This is a genomic window from Rhodococcus sp. NPDC059179 (assembly GCF_042754885.1).
In the GTDB taxonomy this organism is placed as follows: Bacteria; Actinomycetota; Actinomycetes; order Mycobacteriales; family Mycobacteriaceae; genus Rhodococcus_G.
Genome location: NZ_JBHZBV010000014.1, coordinates 95,148 through 110,332, shown reverse-complemented (window position 1 = coordinate 110,332; position 15,185 = coordinate 95,148). Strand labels below are relative to the sequence as shown.

Here is a 15,185-nt window from a genome sequence, read left to right as displayed (position 1 = left end):
GCTGCGAGCGGGACGACTGCTCGCAGGCGGGGCGTACCGCGTTGCCGGGTCGGCGGGCACCGTTGACGCAGATCACGATGGATGTGGCGACGCTGCTGGGGTTGCTGTCGCGGCCGGCGTACCTGCATGGGCACGGGTTGATTGATCCGGAGTTGGCGCGGAGGTTGGCCGCGGACGGGACGTGGCAGGCATTGCTCACCGAGGCGCTGGATCTGGCTGAGGAGCTCGGCCTGATCAACCACGACGACGATGACAGCGACACCGATACCGGTCGTGCGGCCGACAGCGAAGCCGACGGCAATGCCGCTGATAGGGGTACGGGCACCGAGAGCGATAGCCACGCCGATATCGGCAACAGTGCGGCCGGCGCTGGCGGGGCTGAAGCTGGCAGCGCGGCCCGCGCTCGCGACGACAGCCCTGCCGATACGGACCGCAGCGCCGACATCGATTGCGACGCCGATGCTGGCAGCAGTGCAGTCGACACAGGCGAAGGCACGGACACGGCCACGGGCGCTCGCAGCGCAGCGGCCGAGGGTAACAGTGCGGCTGAGGCCGGCACAGACGATGCAGGCGCCGAGGCTGACACCATCAGCACCGACGCGACCCGAAGCGACACCGGTCGGCGGCGCACCCACGACAGTGATTCCGGCGTACCCGATCTCCGCGCGGCCGAATCTGCTGTGGCTGCTGAACCGCCGGATAGCGTTGTGCCGCAGCCGGGATCGCGGTCATGGCCGCATTGGGGACTGGCGCCGGACCCGGGCCGCGACTCAGAGCGGGAGCCGGACCGCGACACAAAGCCGGAGCCGGACCGCGACACAAAGCCGGAGCCGGACCGCGACACAAAGCCGGAGCCGGACCGCGACACAAAGCCGGAGCCGGACCGCGACACAGAGCCGGAGCCGGACCGCGACACAGAGCCGGAGCCGGAACCTGCCCGGAAGCCGGAGCAAGAGCCGGACCGCATGGCGGAGCCGGCGCGGGATACCGCCCGTAAGCGTGAGCAAGTGCCAGATCCCGAGCCAGAACCGGATCTCGGGCCGGAAGCCCACGCGGAGGCGGACACGTCTGCCCGCACCGAGCCCGACACACCACCGCCTTTACCGCCGCGGTTCTGCCTGCGCTCGTTTCTCGCCCGCGGCGGCCGCCGCAAGGCTGGCTACGTCCCCGAATTCGGGACGCTACCCCCGGCGCCGCCGGGGATACCGCCACCACCGCGAGCCCAACGCCGCCACACGAATCCACCGCCCGGAACCACGGGGCAGGGGTCGCCAATTGGGCCGACGCAGGCCACCACGCACGACTTCGGACACGACACCGACACCACCGCCGGGGATACCGCCGTCGAGCCGGGCACCCCGACGACCACACCCGCGCCGACCAGCGTCGGCACCATGATCGACGCGATCACCGCCGCCATCGAGGCCGACCCGACCCTGGCCCGACCGCAGTACCCAGACGGCCACGGCGGCCTCACCACCCCGCCCGACGGCGCATTGACCTACCGCCCCGACGCAGCCACCACCGCACTCGTCCGCGCCCGCGATGGGCATTGCCGGTTCCCCGGCTGCACCCGCCCCGCAGCACAATGCCAACTCGACCACATCGTCGAATACTGGCTCTACAACCCGGCTTCCGGCGGCTGGACCATCGTCACCAACCTGCAATGCCTGTGCCAGTTTCATCACCAACTCAAGACGCTCGGGTTCTGGCGGGTGATAGCACTGCCCGGCCACGCCCTGGTCTGGACCTCGAGCACCGGCACCACTGCCGTGACCCTCCCGGCAGGCGCCCACGGCAGCAACACCCTGGCCACCCCCGCCCCGCACATCACCGGCCGCCGCGGCTACACCCCGCCGCCGACACCGCCGATGCCTGCGGAACCACCACCGTTCTGAACGGGTCGGCACCATGGAAGTCTGCGGCAGGGCACTCCGGAGCGGGAAGTCCTGAGAGGCGGGACCGCGGGGCTTCGTGGCAGTGCGGGAGGCCCTACGAGTCGGGTCCGCCGAGCAATCGCGCCAGCGCGTCGAGCACCGCGGGATCCTCGATCGTCGAGGGCACGGTGTACTCGTCGTGATCCGCGATCTGCCGCATGGTCTTGCGCAGGATCTTCCCGGACCGGGTCTTGGGCAGCGCCTGCACGACGGTGACGTCGCGGAAGGTTGCGACCGCGCCGATCTGATCGCGGACCATGGCGACCAGTTCCACCCGAAGCTGCTCCGGGTCGATGTCGGCGCCGGCCTTGAGCACGACGTACCCGCTCGGCCGCTGCCCCTTGAGTTCGTCCTTGATTCCGATCACCGCGCACTCGGCGACCGCGGCGTGCGCGGCGACGACAGCCTCCATGCTGCCGGTCGAAAGACGGTGCCCCGCAACGTTGATGACGTCGTCGCTGCGGCCGAGCACGAAGACGTACCCGTCGGAGTCGATGTAGCCGGAGTCGCCGGTGAGGTAGTAACCGGGGAAGGTCGCCAGGTACGACTTGACGTACCGGTCCTGGTCCCGCCACAGCCCTGCCAGCGTGCCGGGCGGCATCGGCAGCGTGATGACGATGTTGCCCTCGGTGCCCGCCTGCACAGGCGCGCCCTCCCCGTCCAGGATCTCGACGTGATAGCCCGGCACCGGCACGGTCGGGGAGCCGGCCTTGATCGGCATCGGCTCGAGCCCGCGCAGGTTCGCGCAGATGGCCCAGCCGGTCTCGGTCTGCCACCAGTGGTCGATGACCGGGACGCCGAGCTTCTCGGTGGCCCATTCGTAGGTGTCGGGATCCAGTCGCTCGCCCGCCGCGAACAGGGTCTCGAGCGAGGAGATGTCGTACTTGGCAAGCTCTTTCGCCTCGGGATCGACCTTGCGGATCGCGCGGATCGCGGTCGGTGCGGTAAAGAGGGCGCGCACCTTGTGGTCGCCGATCACGCGCCAGAACGCGCCCGCGTCGGGGGTCCCGACCGGCTTGCCCTCGTACAGCACGGTCGTCGCGCCGACCAGCAGCGGCCCGTACACGATGTACGAGTGCCCGACGACCCAGCCCACGTCGGAGGCCGTCCACATCACCTGGCCCGCGCCGATGTCGTAGAGGTTGCGCATCGACCAGGCCAGGGCCACCGCGTGGCCGCCGTTGTCGCGGACCACGCCCTTCGGCTTCCCGGTGGTGCCGGAGGTGTACAGGATGTAGAGCGGATCGGTCGCGGCCACGGACACGCAGCCTGCGGGTTCGGCGGCGGCGACCGCGGTGTCCCAGTCCAGCCAGCCGTCGTGGTCGGCGGCGCTGCCGGGGATCTGCTCGCGGTCCTTGACGATGATCGTGGTGGGCGCCTTGTCGGTGAGGCCGAGGGCCCGCGCCACCATCGGGAGGTATTCGATGGTCCGGCCGGGTTCGAGGCCGCCGGACGCGGTGATCAGGGCCTTGGGCTCGGCGTCGTCGATGCGCGCGGCGAGTTCGGCGGCGGCGAACCCACCGAACACCACCGAGTGGATCGCGCCGATCCGGGCGCACGCGAGCATCGCGATCGCGGCCTCCGGGATCATCGGCATGTACACGATCACCCGGTCACCCGCGGTGACGCCCTGTGCGACAAGTACGCCCGCGAAACGCGAGACCTCGTCGAGCAGGTCGGCGTAGCTGTAGGTGCGGGTGGTGCCCAGCATCGCCGAGTCGTAGATCAGCGCCGCCTGCTCGCCGCGGCCGGCGGCGACGTGCCGGTCGAGGGCGTTGAAGCAGGTGTTCAGTGTGGCGTCGGGAAACCAGCGGTACATCGGGGCATCGGAGTCGTCGAGGGCGCGGGTTGGGGCGACGTCCCAGTCGAGCGCGGCGGCGGCATTCAGCCAGAAGCTCTCCGGCTGCTCGACGCTCTCACGGTAGGCCTCGGCGTAACTCATCGACTCGTGTCCTCTCATCGCTCCGCGCGGGTGTGACGCGCACTACACCCTAGGTGACCGGATGGGGGCGGCAGGGCGATTGGGCCCGCCGCGGACACCCCCTGCGCCGGGCGGCGGCGAACCGTCGGTGAACGGTTGTGAAGCAGGAGCCCCCGCCCCGACGAATCGACGTACCGTGGGTGCATGACTCTTCTCGCCGAAGATCTGCTCCTGCTCCTGCTCGACGACGAGACCGGAAAGCCGCTGGTCGACAGCACCGCGCTGCCGCGGGCCCTGGCCGGTGCGGTCCTCCTCGAACTCGCCCTCGACGGCGTCGTCCGCCCGGCGGGGGAAGGGGAGGAGGTGAAGAAGGGCAGGCTCGTGCTGCGCGACGACACGCTGCCCGAGGACCCGATCCTCGCGCACGCGGTCGACCAGATCCGGGAGTCGAAGCCACTCAAGCCGGAACGCGCGATCGAGAAGATCGACCATCGGCTGCGCGAGGCCGTCCTCCAGCGGATCGTGGACAGGGGCTGGGTGCACGAGGCGAAGGGGCGCCTGCTCGGCATCTTCCCGACCAAGGTGTGGCCCGCGGTCGACGAGAGCCACGAGCGCGCGGTCCGCGACGAGCTGCGGGCTGCCCTGGTGGACGGCGCCGCCCCGAGCGAACGGACCGCCGCGCTGGTGTCGCTGCTTTCCGCCGTCGACGCGGCGCCCGCGGTCGTCCCGGACGGGGATCGCCGCGCAATCAAGAAGCGGGCCAAGGAGATCGCCGACGGAGAATGGGCGGGTGTCGCGGTCCGCAGGACGGTCGAGGCAGTGAACGCGGCAATCATGGTCGCGGTGATCATCCCCGCGGCCACGGCGGGCGGCGCCTCCTGATGCGAGGAAAGGTCGCGCTGGTCGCGGGTGCGACCAGAGGCGCGGGCCGTGGGATCGCAGTGCAGCTCGGTGCGGTCGGCGCCACGGTCTACGTCACCGGCCGCACGAGCGGGCCGCGGCGATCGGAGATGAACCGCTCGGAGACGATCGAGGAGACCGCGGCCCTCGTGGACGCGGCGGGCGGCCGCGGGATCCCGGTCCGGGTCGACCATCTGGTGCCCGACGAGGTACGCGCGCTGGTGGCGCGGATCCGGGACGAGCAGGGCGCGCTGCACGTTCTGGTCAACGACATCTGGGGTGCCACCGAGATGGAGTGGGACAAGACGGTGTGGGAGTCGTCCCTGGACGTCGGGCTGCGGTACCTGCGCCTCGGCGTCGACACCCATGCCATCACCAGTCATTTCGCGATCCCGCTGCTCCTCGAGACCCCGGGCGGCCTCGTCGTAGAGGTGACCGACGGGACCGACGAGTACAACGCCGCCAACTACCGGGTCTCGTTCTTCTACGACCTGGCCAAGGCGGCGGTCAGCCGGATGGCGTTCGCGCTGGCCCACGAACTGGGTCCGCGCGGGGCGACCGCGGTCCTGCTCACGCCGGGCTGGCTGCGGTCGGAGATGATGCTCGACAATTTCGGCGTCGCCGAGTCGAACTGGCGCGATGCCATCGAGCGGATCCCGCACTTCGCCATCTCGGAGAGCCCCTCCTACGTCGGCCGGGCCGTCGCGGCACTCGCCCGGGACCCCGACGTCGCGCGCTGGAACGGGCAGTCGCTCTCCAGCGGGCAGTTGGCAAGGGTCTACGGCTTCACCGACCTCGACGGCAGCAGGCCCGACGCGTGGCGCTACCTGGTCGAGGTCCAGGACCCCGGCAGACCGGCCGACACCACCGGATATCGCTGACGATCAGCGAGGCAGTCCCAGGTTCCGGTAGCGGGCGATCCGGGCCGCGTACCGATCCGCGGCGGGCTGATCGACCAGTGACGCGAGCTCCCTGGCGATGGCCTCTCCGACCCGCTTGGAGAATCCGATCGGCTCGTCCGCCGCGTCGGGTGACTCCGGGATGATCGCGTCGATGACGCCGTCGCGCAGCAGGTCCAGCGAGCGAATGCCCTGGGCCGCGGCCATCTGCGGCGCATGCGTGGTGTCCCGGTGCACGATGGCGCTGGCGCCCTCCGGGGGCAGCGGCGCGAGCCAGCCGTTCTGAGCGGACAGCACCCGGTCCGCGGGCAGCAGGGCGAGGGCGCCGCCGCCGGTGCCCTGCCCGAGCAGCACCGAGACGGTCGCGGTGTCGAGAGTGACCAGGTCGGCGAGGCAGCGCGCGATCTCCGGGGCCAGCCCCTTCTCTTCGGCCTCCTTCGACAACGAGGCGCCGAGCGTGTCGATGACCAGTACCAGTGGGATCCGCAGTTCCTCGGCGAGCTTCATCGCCCGCCGCGCTTCACGCAGTGCCGCCGGTCCCATCGTGTGTTCCGGCGACTGGCCGCTGCGGTCCTGACCGAACAGCACACACGGCGCGCCCCGGAACCGGGCGAGTGACACCAGCACCGTCTTGTCGGCCTCGCCCTGCCCGGTGCCGCTGAGCGGGACCTGCTCGGTGGCGGCGTACCGCAGCAGTTGCCGGATGCCGGGACGGTCCGCACGGCGCGAGAGCATCACCGACTGCCAGGCGGGTACGTCCGGGATGTCGGCAGGCTCGGGGTTCTGATCCACCCACTGACCGGCCTCGCCGGTCATCACCCGCAGCGCGCGATGAACCAGGTGCCGCAACCACTTCGGCGACACGACGCCGTCGATCACCCCACTGTTGTAGAGGTTCTCGGCGGTCTGCACGCCCTCGGGGAACTTCTCGCCGTACAGCGCCTGGTACACCCGCGGGCCGAGGAAACCGATCAGCGCGCCCGGCTCGGCGACCGTGACGTGCCCCAGCGAACCCCAGGACGCGAACACCCCGCCGGTCGTCGGGTTGCGCAGGTACACCAGGTACGGCAGGTGCGCGGCCTTGTGCACGGTGACGGCGGCGGCGATCTTCACCATCTGCACGAAGGCCAGGGTGCCCTCCTGCATCCGGGTGCCGCCCGACGTCGGTGACGCCAGCAGCGGCAGCCCCTCCGCGGTCGCGCGTTCGATCGCGGTGACGATCCGTTCGGCCGCGGCGACGCCGATGGACCCGGCGAGGAAGCCGAACTCGCAGGCGATCACCGCGACCCGGCGTCCACGCACCGTGCCGACGCCGGTGATCACCGACTCGTCCAGGCCGGTCTTCGCCTGCGCGGCATCGAGATCGGCACGGTAGGAGGTATTCGCCTCGACCCGGATCGGCGGCAGGTCCCAGGACTCGTAGCTGCCGGCGTCGAGCACCAGGTCGAGGATCTCGCGGGCGGACAGTCGCGCGGTCATACCGCGACCCTAGGGCACTAGCGTCCGAACGCCTCCCGCCAGGACACGGTCTTGCCCACCCGAAGGATCGAACGCTCGTAGATCTTCGCGGCGACGAGGGAGAGCGCCACGGTCGTCGCCGTCATGATGGCGATGGTGCCGACGATCTGCGCCGGCCCGGTCACCCCGGCCGCGATCCGCAGCGGCATCAGGATCGCGGAGAACGGCGGGATCCAGCTCAGCACATTGCTCAGCGTGCCGTCCGGGTTGCTGACCGCGGAGAAGGCGGTGAAGAACATCGCCATGATCAGCAGCATCAGGGGCATCGTCGTGGAGTTCACGTCCTCCTGGCGTGAGACCATCGAGCCGGCCGCGGCGTAGAGCACCGCGAAGAAGGTGAAGCCGAGTACGAACCAGCCGAGGGTGCCCGCGAGCACGCCGATCGCGGTGCCCGTGACGGTCAGGACGCCGGTGGCGATACCGGCACCGACCCCGGCGATGCCGTACGCCGTGAGCTGCACCAGCCCGACCGCGCCGATGCCGATGACCTTGCCCCACAACAGCTGCAGCGGGCGCAGCGTGGACAGCAGCAGCTCGACCACCCGGCTGGACTTCTCTTCCACCACGCCCATGGCGACGTACATGCCGAAGCCGAGGATCTGCATGTACAGCAGGATCACGGCGGCGATCGACAGTGCGGTGCGCTGGCCCTGTTCGGGGTCGGGCGGATCGATCGCCTCGACGGTGACCACGGCCGCGCCGGTCACCGCACTCAACTGTGCGACGTCGACGCCCTGGGCAGCCAGTGCCCGCTGCTGCGCCTGGCCCGCAACCGCGACGTCGACAACGGTGCGGAGCCCGGCATCGATCTCGGATTCGGTGACGGCGGTGGCGGATCCGTCCGGGTTCGGGATGACGGCGACGTCGAGGTCGCCGCTGCCGACGCGGTCGCGGGCGGTCCGTTCGTCGGGGACCTCGGACACCTCGACGGGTGTCCCCACCTGTTCGCCGGTGGACACCAGCGACGCGGACAGCGACTGGTCGCCGACCAGTCCGATGGCGGCGCGGTCGGCCTCGTCGCCGCCGGAGAAGATCGAGTAGCCGACAATGCTGCCGATGATCGCGAGCAGGATGACCGCGTTGCTGATCAGGAAGCTCTTCTTGCGGACCTGGGTGAGGAACTCGCGCCGGGCGACAAGGGCGATGGCGTGGGCCGGGTTCATGCGGCGACCACCTCTCGGAACAGATCGGTGAGGGACGGCCGGTGCAACGAGAACTCATGCACCGGTCCGGATTTCAGGGCCGCCGCGAGAATCGCCTGGTCGTCGGCGCCGGGTTCGAGCGTCAGCACGGTCCGCCCGTCGGTGTGGCTGACCGTGCTCACCCCGGCCAGGTGCCGCGCCCAGCCGTCGGGGGCGCCGGGGGCGTGCACGGTCAGCTGGGCGTTCTCGCCGCTGCGTAGCTCGTCGACTGCGCCGATCGCGCGCATCTTCCCCTGCGCGATGATGCCGACGCGATCGCACAGCCGCTGGACCAGATCGAGCTGATGGCTGGAGAAGATCACCGGCACACCGGTCTTCGCCTTCTCGATCAGGACGGCGCTCATCACGTCCACCGCGACCGGGTCGAGGCCGGAGAACGGCTCGTCCAGCACCAGTACCGCCGGGTCGTGGACCAGTGCAGCGGCCAACTGGACGCGCTGCTGGTTGCCGAGGCTCAGGGAGTCGACGGTGTCGCCGACGCGTTCGGCGATGCCGAGTCGATCGGTCCAGCGGGTCACCGAAGCCCTGGCCTCGACGCGCGAGAGTCCGTGCAGCTCGGCCAGATACGAGAGCTGGGTGCCGACCTTCATCTTCGGGTAGAGGCCACGCTCCTCCGGCATGTAGCCGATGGTGCGGCGCACCTCCAGGTCGACGGGTCTGCCGCCGAGCCGCACCTCGCCGGAGTCCGCGGAGAGCACGCCGAGCGCGATCCGCATGGTGGTGGTCTTGCCTGCGCCGTTGCTGCCGACGAAGCCGAAGATCTCGCCGGGCTTCACCTCGAAGCTGAGGTCGTCGAGCGCGACGACTTCGCCGTACCGCTTGCTGACGTGGTCGATGGTGAGGGTGGGGTTCTCGGTCACGCTGCCTCCATGGGGAATTCGTCGGACTCGGGATCGGGGTCGGGTCGGCTCCAGGCCAGGATCATGGCGGGCGAGCAGCCGCCGATCATGAGGGCCGTGAGGGTGAGCAGTCCGCCGGCGTAGGCCATCGTGGGGTGCTCGCCGCCGGTGATGGCGCTGCCGTAGGTGAGGTAGACCACCGGGATCAGCACCAGCCACTGGGTGATTGTCAGTCCGGTCGAGCGGGCCGCGCTCTGCTGCTGTACCTCCCACTCGTCGAGTGTTGCGACGGGTGCGTCGCCTTGGCGGCCGGACGCGATCTGCAACGAGATCCAGATCGGGAAGAACAGCAGGGACGCGGGCAGCCACAGCAGCGGGGCGCGTTCGAAGAAGTGGCACAGCACCCCGACCACGAACATGAACGTGAAGGTCGCCGACAGTGCGATCACGAGGATCCGACGGCGGCGCTGGGTGCGCCAGCCGGGCAGCATGTGTCGCCACTTCTCGGAGTTCGCGAGGAACCTCCTGGTGCGGTGCGCCTGATAGCGCTCGACGAGGTTCATCTCAGGCATCTCGGGTCACTCCTGACTCGCGTGATCGGTAGAGCTCCGTGGACAGCGGGGTGAACTCGGTCCGCGAGAACACCGCCTCGATCGGCAGGCCGAACACCTCGCAGATCCGCATCGCCAGGTCGAGGCTCGGGTAGTGGTCGCCGCGTTCGAGCGCACCCACGGTCTGCGGGTTCACCTCGATCAGTTCCGCCAGCCGGACCCGGCTGAGCGAGCGCTCCGCCCGCAATACCGCGATGCGGTTGAAGATGGGGCGCGATTCGCCGCGTCGTACCGGGCTCATGCATCAGATTGTTTGGAAAACGCAACAGTCTGTCAAGTAGTCCCTATGGCCAGGCGAATGAGTCCTACACGATGTAGTACGGTTCGCGCATGCGCGTCGGCCCTGGTGAGAAGCTCTCTCGCCGTGTGCGCTGTGCGGCGGTCGGGTCGACCACCGCGGCGGTGGCTGTCGCAGCGCACGGCGTGGGCGGCGGCGGGCTGCCCGCCGGGTCCACCCTGATGTTGCTCGCCGGATTCGCCGCCGTGCTGGTCGCCGTGATGGGCGCGGTGCCCGTACTTCGCCGCGGGGGACCGGCGCTGGTCCCGATCCTGGCGGTCGGGCAGCTCGGCGCCCACACCACGCTGGCGTTCGGCGGCAGCGGTCACCACGCGGACATGGCTTCGGGGCCGATCGGCGGCCTGAGCCCGCAGATGCTCGCCGCGCACGCCGTCGCGATCGGCGTCTGCGCGGCCCTGATCGCGGCGGCCGAACGGATCGGCCCGCGCACGGAGGCCGCGTTGCGTGCGGTCGTCGCCGCGCTCGTCGTCGCCATCCCCGTCCTCGAACGACCCCGCAGCTGGCGACCCGTCGCCGAGGTGCACCCGCTCGTGGCCGCGCTCTGCCGCGTGTCGGTCTCGCGCCGCGGGCCACCGCTTTTCGTCTGATCACACCTTCACCCACCGCGTAACCACGGCCGCCTCGGCCGGGGCGCGGTTTCTCGCGGTTCCCATGTTCTCCGGTTCCTTTGGGATTCGCGCACCCTTGTCTGATCGACGAAAGCGATGTCATGACCATCACCACCGAATCCGGTGTGCCCAAATCCACGCCGCCGGGCACCGAATCCCAGGCGCTGCGAAAGCTCCTGCTGCGCCTGCACTTCTACGCAGGCGTGCTCGTCGGACCTTTCCTTTTGGTCGCGGCCCTGACGGGGTTCGTCTACGCGTTCGCGCCGACGCTCGAGAATCTCATCTACGGCGACTACCTCGAGGCGTCCGCCTCGGATCGGGCCCTTCCTGCGTCCGAACAGCTGCGGGCCGCGCTCGACGGCCGTGACCCCGCTACCGTCCTGTCGCTGCAGACACCCGGCGACGCGGGCGGCTCCACCCGCGTGGTGTTCGCTGATCCGGGCGTCGGCTCGGGGGAGAGCACCGTCTTCGTCGACCCGGGCAGCGGCGACGTGCTCGGTTCGTTGGCCTCGGACTCCGGCGACCTGCCGCTGCGGGCCTGGCTGTCGGCGCTGCACAAGAACCTGCACCTCGGCGAGCTCGGCAACCTCTACAGCGAGATGGCCGCATCGTGGCTCGGCGTGATCGCGCTGGCCGGGCTGTACCTGTGGTGGAAGAAGTCCCGGGGTCGGGTCCTGACCCAGGGCAGGGCGGCGACCGGCCGCGGGCGCACCATGAACCGGCACGGCGTCATCGGTGCCTGCGCGGCCCTCGGGCTGATCTTCCTCTCGGCCACCGGACTGACCTGGTCGGACCACGCGGGCAAGAATGTGAAGACCCTGCGGACCGAGATGAGCTGGACCACACCGAAACTGGATACCGAGCTCGGCGGCGGTGCGGGATCGCCCGCCGGTGAGCACGACGGTCACGACGCCGCGGCCGTTCCGGTGGCGCCTTCGGTGGACCTCGCGAACGTGGACGGCGTGCTCGCGGTGGCCCGCGACCGCGGCCTGACCGGATCGCTGTCCGCGATCGTCCCGGAGAGTGCTGATAACGCGTGGACGGTCAAGGAGGTGGCGACGGAGAGTGACTCCGTCGCGGTCGACGGTGCGACGATGCGGGTCACCGACGAGCTCCGGTTCGCGGACTACCCGCTCGCCGCCAAGCTCACCTCGTGGGGGATCGCCGGCCATATGGGCACCCTGTTCGGGATCGCCAACCAGCTGCTGCTCGCGGCGCTCGCGCTCGCGCTGATCGTGCTGATCGCGGGCGGCTATCGGATGTGGTGGCAGCGGCGACCGGGCCGCTCGGACCGATTCGCGCTCGGTGCCCTGCCGCGTCGTGGGGCGCTGCGGCGACTGCCATGGCCTGCCATCGGCGCCGTCGCAGTGGTCGCGGTGGCCTGCGGCGTCTTCGTGCCGCTGCTCGGCCTCTCGCTGCTTGGCTTCCTGATCGTGGACGTATTGCTGGGGCTGGTGAGACCCCGTCAGGATTCCGTGAGCTGACCGCCGTCCATCCGCCACCGGCGGGTGCTGCGCATCGTGTCCAGCATCCGCCGGTCGTGGGTGACCAGCAGCAGCGTGCCCTCGTACTCGTCCATGGCGCGCTCGAGCTGTTCGATGGCGGGCAGGTCCAGGTGGTTGGTCGGCTCGTCGAGCACCAGCAGGTTGACCCCGCGGGCTTGCAGCAATGCCAGTGCGGCCCTGGTGCGTTCGCCGGGGGACAGGGAGCTCGCCGGTCGCAGCACGTGCGCGCCGCGCAGGCCGAACTTGGCGAGCAGGGTGCGCACCTCGGCGTCAGGCCAGTCGGGCACCTGGGCGCCGAACGCCGCCGACAGCGCCTCGTCGCCCTCGAAGAGTCCGCGCGCCTGATCGACCTCGCCGACCGCGACGCCGGAGCCGAGCGCCGCGGTGCCCTCGTCGGGGAGCAGCTTGCCGAGCAGCAGCCGGAGCAGCGTCGTCTTTCCGGAACCGTTCGGCCCGGTGATGAGAACCCTGTCGCCCCACTCGATCTGGGCGCTGATCGGCCCGAGACGAAATGTTTCACGCTGAACAACGGCGCCGCTCACGGTGGCGACCACGGTGCCGCTGCGCGGGGCATCCGCGATCTGCATGCGGAGCTCCCACTCCTTGCGGGGCTCCTCGACCACCTCGAGCCGCTCGATCCGGCGCTGCGTCTGCCGGGCCTTCGCGGCCTGCTTCTCGGTTGACTCGGCGCGGGCCTTGCGTCCCATCTTGTCGGAGTCGCCGCCCTTGGCCTTGCGACGTGCGTTGCGGACGCCGTGCTCGAGCCAGTTGCGTTGCATCTGAGCGCGATCCTCGAGTCCCGACTTGGTGTCCGCGTACTCCTCGTAGCGTTCCCGCGCATGCTGGCGGGCGATGGCCCGCTCCGCGAGATAGGCCTCGTACCCGCCGTCGTACACCGCGATCTGCTGCTGGGCGAGGTCGAGTTCGACGATCCCGGTCACGGTGCGCGCCAGGAACTCTCGGTCGTGGCTGACCACCACGATGCCGGTGCGGGCCTCCGCCACGAACCGTTCCAGCCGCTCGAGGCCGTCGAGGTCCAGGTCGTTGGTCGGCTCGTCGAGCAGCAGCACGTCGTAGCGGGAGAGCAGCAGCGAGGCCAGTCCCGCCCTGGCGGCCTGTCCGCCGGACAGCGCGGTCATCTCCGCGTCGAGCCCGACGTCCAGGCCGAGGTCGGCCAGGACCTTCTCGGCGCGCTCGGACAGGTCGGCGCCGCCGAGGCTGAGCCAACGTTCGAGCGCGTGCGAGTACCTGTCGTCGCCGCCCTCGTCCGCGAGCGCCTCCGCGGCTGCGTTCATCTCCTCCTCGGCCTCGGTGACGCCCGTGCGCCTGCCGAGGAAGCCCTCGACGCTTTCGCCGGGCAGCCGCTCGGGCTCCTGGGTGAGGTATCCGACGGTGGCGTGCGGGGGACTGAGGGTCACCGATCCCTCGATGTCCGCGGTGGTGTGTCCGGACAGGATGGAGAGCAGGGTGGACTTGCCCGCGCCGTTGGCGCCCACCAGTCCGATCACGTCGCCGGGGGCCACGACGAGGTCGAGCTCGGAGAAGAGGGTGCGCTCGCCGCGGGATGCGGACAGCCCATCGGCGTGCAGTGTTGCGGTCATGGCGTCGATTGTCTCAGCAGGCAGGGGAACAAGGCGCCGACGGCGGCGGTTGTTCCGATGCATGACCTCTGTGAGCCCAGTCCCGAACGTGACGCTGAACGACGGCAATACCATTCCGCAGCTCGGGTTCGGGGTGTGGCAGGTGCCCGACGATGAGAGCTACACGGCCGTGACCAGTGCATTGAGCATCGGCTACCGGAGCATCGACACCGCGGCCATCTACGGCAACGAGGTCGGTACCGGCCGGGCTATCGCGGACTCGGGGGTGACTCGTGACGAGTTGTTCGTCACCACCAAGCTGTGGAACGACTCGGCGGAGACCTGGACGGCCGACTCGGTTCGCCGCGAGTTCGACGCCTCCCTCGAGCGGCTCGGCCTCGACTATCTCGATCTGTACCTGATCCACTGGCCGCGCGCGATGCGCGAGGACTATGTCGCAATCTGGCGGGCCTTCGCCGAGCTGAAGGCCGAGGGGCGGGTGCGCTCCATCGGTGTTTCCAACTTTCAGCCCGCGCAGCTGGGCCGCATGATCGACGAGACGTCAGTGGTGCCTGCGATCAACCAGGTCGAGGTGCACCCGGACTTCGCGCAGCCGGAGCTGCGGGCCTTCCATGCCGCGCACGGCATCGTCACCGAGGCGTGGTCGCCGCTCGGTCAGGGCGGCGCGCTGCTCGAGGACTCGGTGCTGGCGCGGATCGCCGAGAAGCATCAGCGCTCCACCGCGCAGGTGGTGCTGCGGTGGCACCTGCAGGTCGGCACCGTCGCGATTCCGAAGTCCGTGACGCCGTACCGGATTCGGCAGAACATCGACGTCTTCGACTTCGAACTCGATTCCGATGACCTGGCAGCGATCGCCGGTCTGGATGTCGGCAACCGGATCGGGCCCGATCCGGACGAGTTCGATATGGGGTAGTCCTGTCAGTAGTTCAAGGTCAGGTTGTGGCGACCGGATTTCATCCAGCCGGTGACGACGGACCGCTCCGCCTGCTTGGCTGTTCCCCCGCACCCGACGACGAGTCGGAATCGCTCCGCGTCATAGGCCGTGTACGAATATTCGCGTACCGATCCGGGGCCGACCGGGTCGTCGAGATCCGCCCACCCGGATTCGCCCTCCTCGGCGACCACCCACACCGCCACCGGTGGTGCACTCCGCTGGCCGTGTTTGCAGGTCACCGTCCCGAAGACGGTCCGAGGGGTCAGGGCCTGTGCGGCTGGTGCCGCGAGGACAGCGGGCACCGCGACGAGTGCGGCGGCGGTGGCGGCAAGCTTGAGGAAACGCATCTGGGTCCTCTCGGTCGCACGGGACTCTGGGCGAACACCAAGCACTGATCCTAGCTAGCGGAGCC

General features: G+C 70.0%; 13 protein-coding genes and 1 pseudogene. 6 read left to right on the top strand and 8 right to left on the bottom strand.

Annotation, left to right across the window (positions count from 1 at the left end; genetic code table 11):
* Positions 1 to 1,898, top strand: a pseudogene (locus ACFXMV_RS20900) (hypothetical protein); the annotation flags it as partial.
* 94 nt (positions 1,899 to 1,992) lie between these two features.
* On the opposite strand, the gene ACFXMV_RS20895 reads toward ACFXMV_RS20900, so the two are convergent.
* Positions 1,993 to 3,879, bottom strand: coding sequence for a propionyl-CoA synthetase (locus ACFXMV_RS20895; protein ID WP_378503515.1), 1,887 nt, complete (start codon positions 3,877 to 3,879; stop codon positions 1,993 to 1,995).
* 183 nt (positions 3,880 to 4,062) lie between these two features.
* Between ACFXMV_RS20895 and ACFXMV_RS20890 the strand changes: the two genes are divergently transcribed.
* Together ACFXMV_RS20890 and ACFXMV_RS20885 are read left to right on the top strand one after the other, a co-directional pair.
* A complete protein-coding gene (locus ACFXMV_RS20890; protein WP_378501584.1) occupies positions 4,063 to 4,740 on the top strand; it encodes a GPP34 family phosphoprotein in 678 nt (225 codons plus the stop codon).
* Entirely contained in the window at positions 4,740 to 5,639 is a 900-nt protein-coding gene (locus ACFXMV_RS20885; protein ID WP_378501583.1) for an SDR family oxidoreductase, read from the top strand. Before ACFXMV_RS20890 ends, ACFXMV_RS20885 begins: the two co-directional genes overlap by 1 nt.
* Positions 5,640 to 5,642: 3 nt before the next feature.
* On the opposite strand, the gene ACFXMV_RS20880 is transcribed toward ACFXMV_RS20885, so the two are convergent.
* From ACFXMV_RS20880 to ACFXMV_RS20860, 5 genes are read right to left on the bottom strand one after another with little or no spacing between them, the layout of a single operon-like run.
* The gene (locus tag ACFXMV_RS20880) at positions 5,643 to 7,136 is read right to left on the bottom strand and encodes a carboxyl transferase domain-containing protein (RefSeq protein WP_378503514.1); all 1,494 of its coding nucleotides are present in this window, start codon (positions 7,134 to 7,136) and stop codon (positions 5,643 to 5,645) included.
* A gap of 17 nt (positions 7,137 to 7,153) precedes the next feature.
* Positions 7,154 to 8,338, bottom strand: coding sequence for an ABC transporter permease (locus ACFXMV_RS20875; protein WP_378500287.1), 1,185 nt, complete (start codon positions 8,336 to 8,338; stop codon positions 7,154 to 7,156).
* Positions 8,335 to 9,237 carry an ABC transporter ATP-binding protein gene (locus tag ACFXMV_RS20870; protein WP_378500288.1) on the bottom strand — a complete coding sequence of 301 codons (903 nt, stop codon included), beginning with the start codon at positions 9,235 to 9,237 and terminating at the stop codon, positions 8,335 to 8,337. Before ACFXMV_RS20870 ends, ACFXMV_RS20875 begins: the two co-directional genes overlap by 4 nt.
* Positions 9,234 to 9,788, bottom strand: coding sequence for a hypothetical protein (locus tag ACFXMV_RS20865; protein WP_378500289.1), 555 nt, complete (start codon positions 9,786 to 9,788; stop codon positions 9,234 to 9,236). Before ACFXMV_RS20865 ends, ACFXMV_RS20870 begins: the two co-directional genes overlap by 4 nt.
* Positions 9,781 to 10,068: a helix-turn-helix transcriptional regulator gene (locus ACFXMV_RS20860; RefSeq protein ID WP_378500290.1), complete on the bottom strand. Its 288-nt coding sequence runs from the start codon at positions 10,066 to 10,068 to the stop codon at positions 9,781 to 9,783. Before ACFXMV_RS20860 ends, ACFXMV_RS20865 begins: the two co-directional genes overlap by 8 nt.
* A gap of 89 nt (positions 10,069 to 10,157) precedes the next feature.
* Here ACFXMV_RS20860 and ACFXMV_RS20855 point away from each other — a divergent pair, with 89 nt between their 5' ends.
* Together ACFXMV_RS20855 and ACFXMV_RS20850 are read left to right on the top strand one after the other, a co-directional pair.
* The gene (locus ACFXMV_RS20855; RefSeq protein WP_378500291.1) at positions 10,158 to 10,712 is read left to right on the top strand and encodes a hypothetical protein; all 555 of its coding nucleotides are present in this window, start codon (positions 10,158 to 10,160) and stop codon (positions 10,710 to 10,712) included.
* Positions 10,713 to 10,834: 122 nt separating this feature from the next.
* A complete protein-coding gene (locus ACFXMV_RS20850; protein WP_378500292.1) occupies positions 10,835 to 12,217 on the top strand; it encodes a PepSY-associated TM helix domain-containing protein in 1,383 nt (460 codons plus the stop codon).
* Here ACFXMV_RS20850 and ACFXMV_RS20845 read toward each other — a convergent pair.
* Positions 12,199 to 13,839, bottom strand: coding sequence for an ABC-F family ATP-binding cassette domain-containing protein (locus ACFXMV_RS20845; protein ID WP_378500293.1), 1,641 nt, complete (start codon positions 13,837 to 13,839; stop codon positions 12,199 to 12,201). The two genes, ACFXMV_RS20850 and ACFXMV_RS20845, sit on opposite strands and share 19 nt — an antisense overlap.
* A 61-nt stretch (positions 13,840 to 13,900) precedes the next feature.
* Here ACFXMV_RS20845 and ACFXMV_RS20840 point away from each other — a divergent pair, with 61 nt between their 5' ends.
* A complete protein-coding gene (locus ACFXMV_RS20840) occupies positions 13,901 to 14,752 on the top strand; it encodes an aldo/keto reductase (RefSeq protein WP_378503513.1) in 852 nt (283 codons plus the stop codon).
* 5 nt (positions 14,753 to 14,757) lie between these two features.
* Here ACFXMV_RS20840 and ACFXMV_RS20835 read toward each other — a convergent pair whose 3' ends face one another.
* A complete protein-coding gene (locus ACFXMV_RS20835) occupies positions 14,758 to 15,120 on the bottom strand; it encodes a hypothetical protein (RefSeq protein WP_378503512.1) in 363 nt (120 codons plus the stop codon).
* Positions 15,121 to 15,185: the final 65 nt, after the last annotated feature.

Coding starts and splice junctions, on each gene's coding strand:
- ACFXMV_RS20895 (WP_378503515.1), bottom strand. CDS start 3,879: ATGAGTTACGCCGAGGCCTACCGTGAGAGCGTCGAGCAGCCGGAGAGC.
- ACFXMV_RS20890 (WP_378501584.1), top strand. CDS start 4,063: ATGACTCTTCTCGCCGAAGATCTGCTCCTGCTCCTGCTCGACGACGAG.
- ACFXMV_RS20885 (WP_378501583.1), top strand. CDS start 4,740: ATGCGAGGAAAGGTCGCGCTGGTCGCGGGTGCGACCAGAGGCGCGGGC.
- ACFXMV_RS20880 (WP_378503514.1), bottom strand. CDS start 7,136: ATGACCGCGCGACTGTCCGCCCGCGAGATCCTCGACCTGGTGCTCGAC.
- ACFXMV_RS20875 (WP_378500287.1), bottom strand. CDS start 8,338: ATGAACCCGGCCCACGCCATCGCCCTTGTCGCCCGGCGCGAGTTCCTC.
- ACFXMV_RS20865 (WP_378500289.1), bottom strand. CDS start 9,788: ATGCCTGAGATGAACCTCGTCGAGCGCTATCAGGCGCACCGCACCAGG.
- ACFXMV_RS20860 (WP_378500290.1), bottom strand. CDS start 10,068: ATGAGCCCGGTACGACGCGGCGAATCGCGCCCCATCTTCAACCGCATC.
- ACFXMV_RS20855 (WP_378500291.1), top strand. CDS start 10,158: ATGCGCGTCGGCCCTGGTGAGAAGCTCTCTCGCCGTGTGCGCTGTGCG.
- ACFXMV_RS20850 (WP_378500292.1), top strand. CDS start 10,835: ATGACCATCACCACCGAATCCGGTGTGCCCAAATCCACGCCGCCGGGC.
- ACFXMV_RS20845 (WP_378500293.1), bottom strand. CDS start 13,839: ATGACCGCAACACTGCACGCCGATGGGCTGTCCGCATCCCGCGGCGAG.
- ACFXMV_RS20840 (WP_378503513.1), top strand. CDS start 13,901: ATGACCTCTGTGAGCCCAGTCCCGAACGTGACGCTGAACGACGGCAAT.
- ACFXMV_RS20835 (WP_378503512.1), bottom strand. CDS start 15,120: ATGCGTTTCCTCAAGCTTGCCGCCACCGCCGCCGCACTCGTCGCGGTG.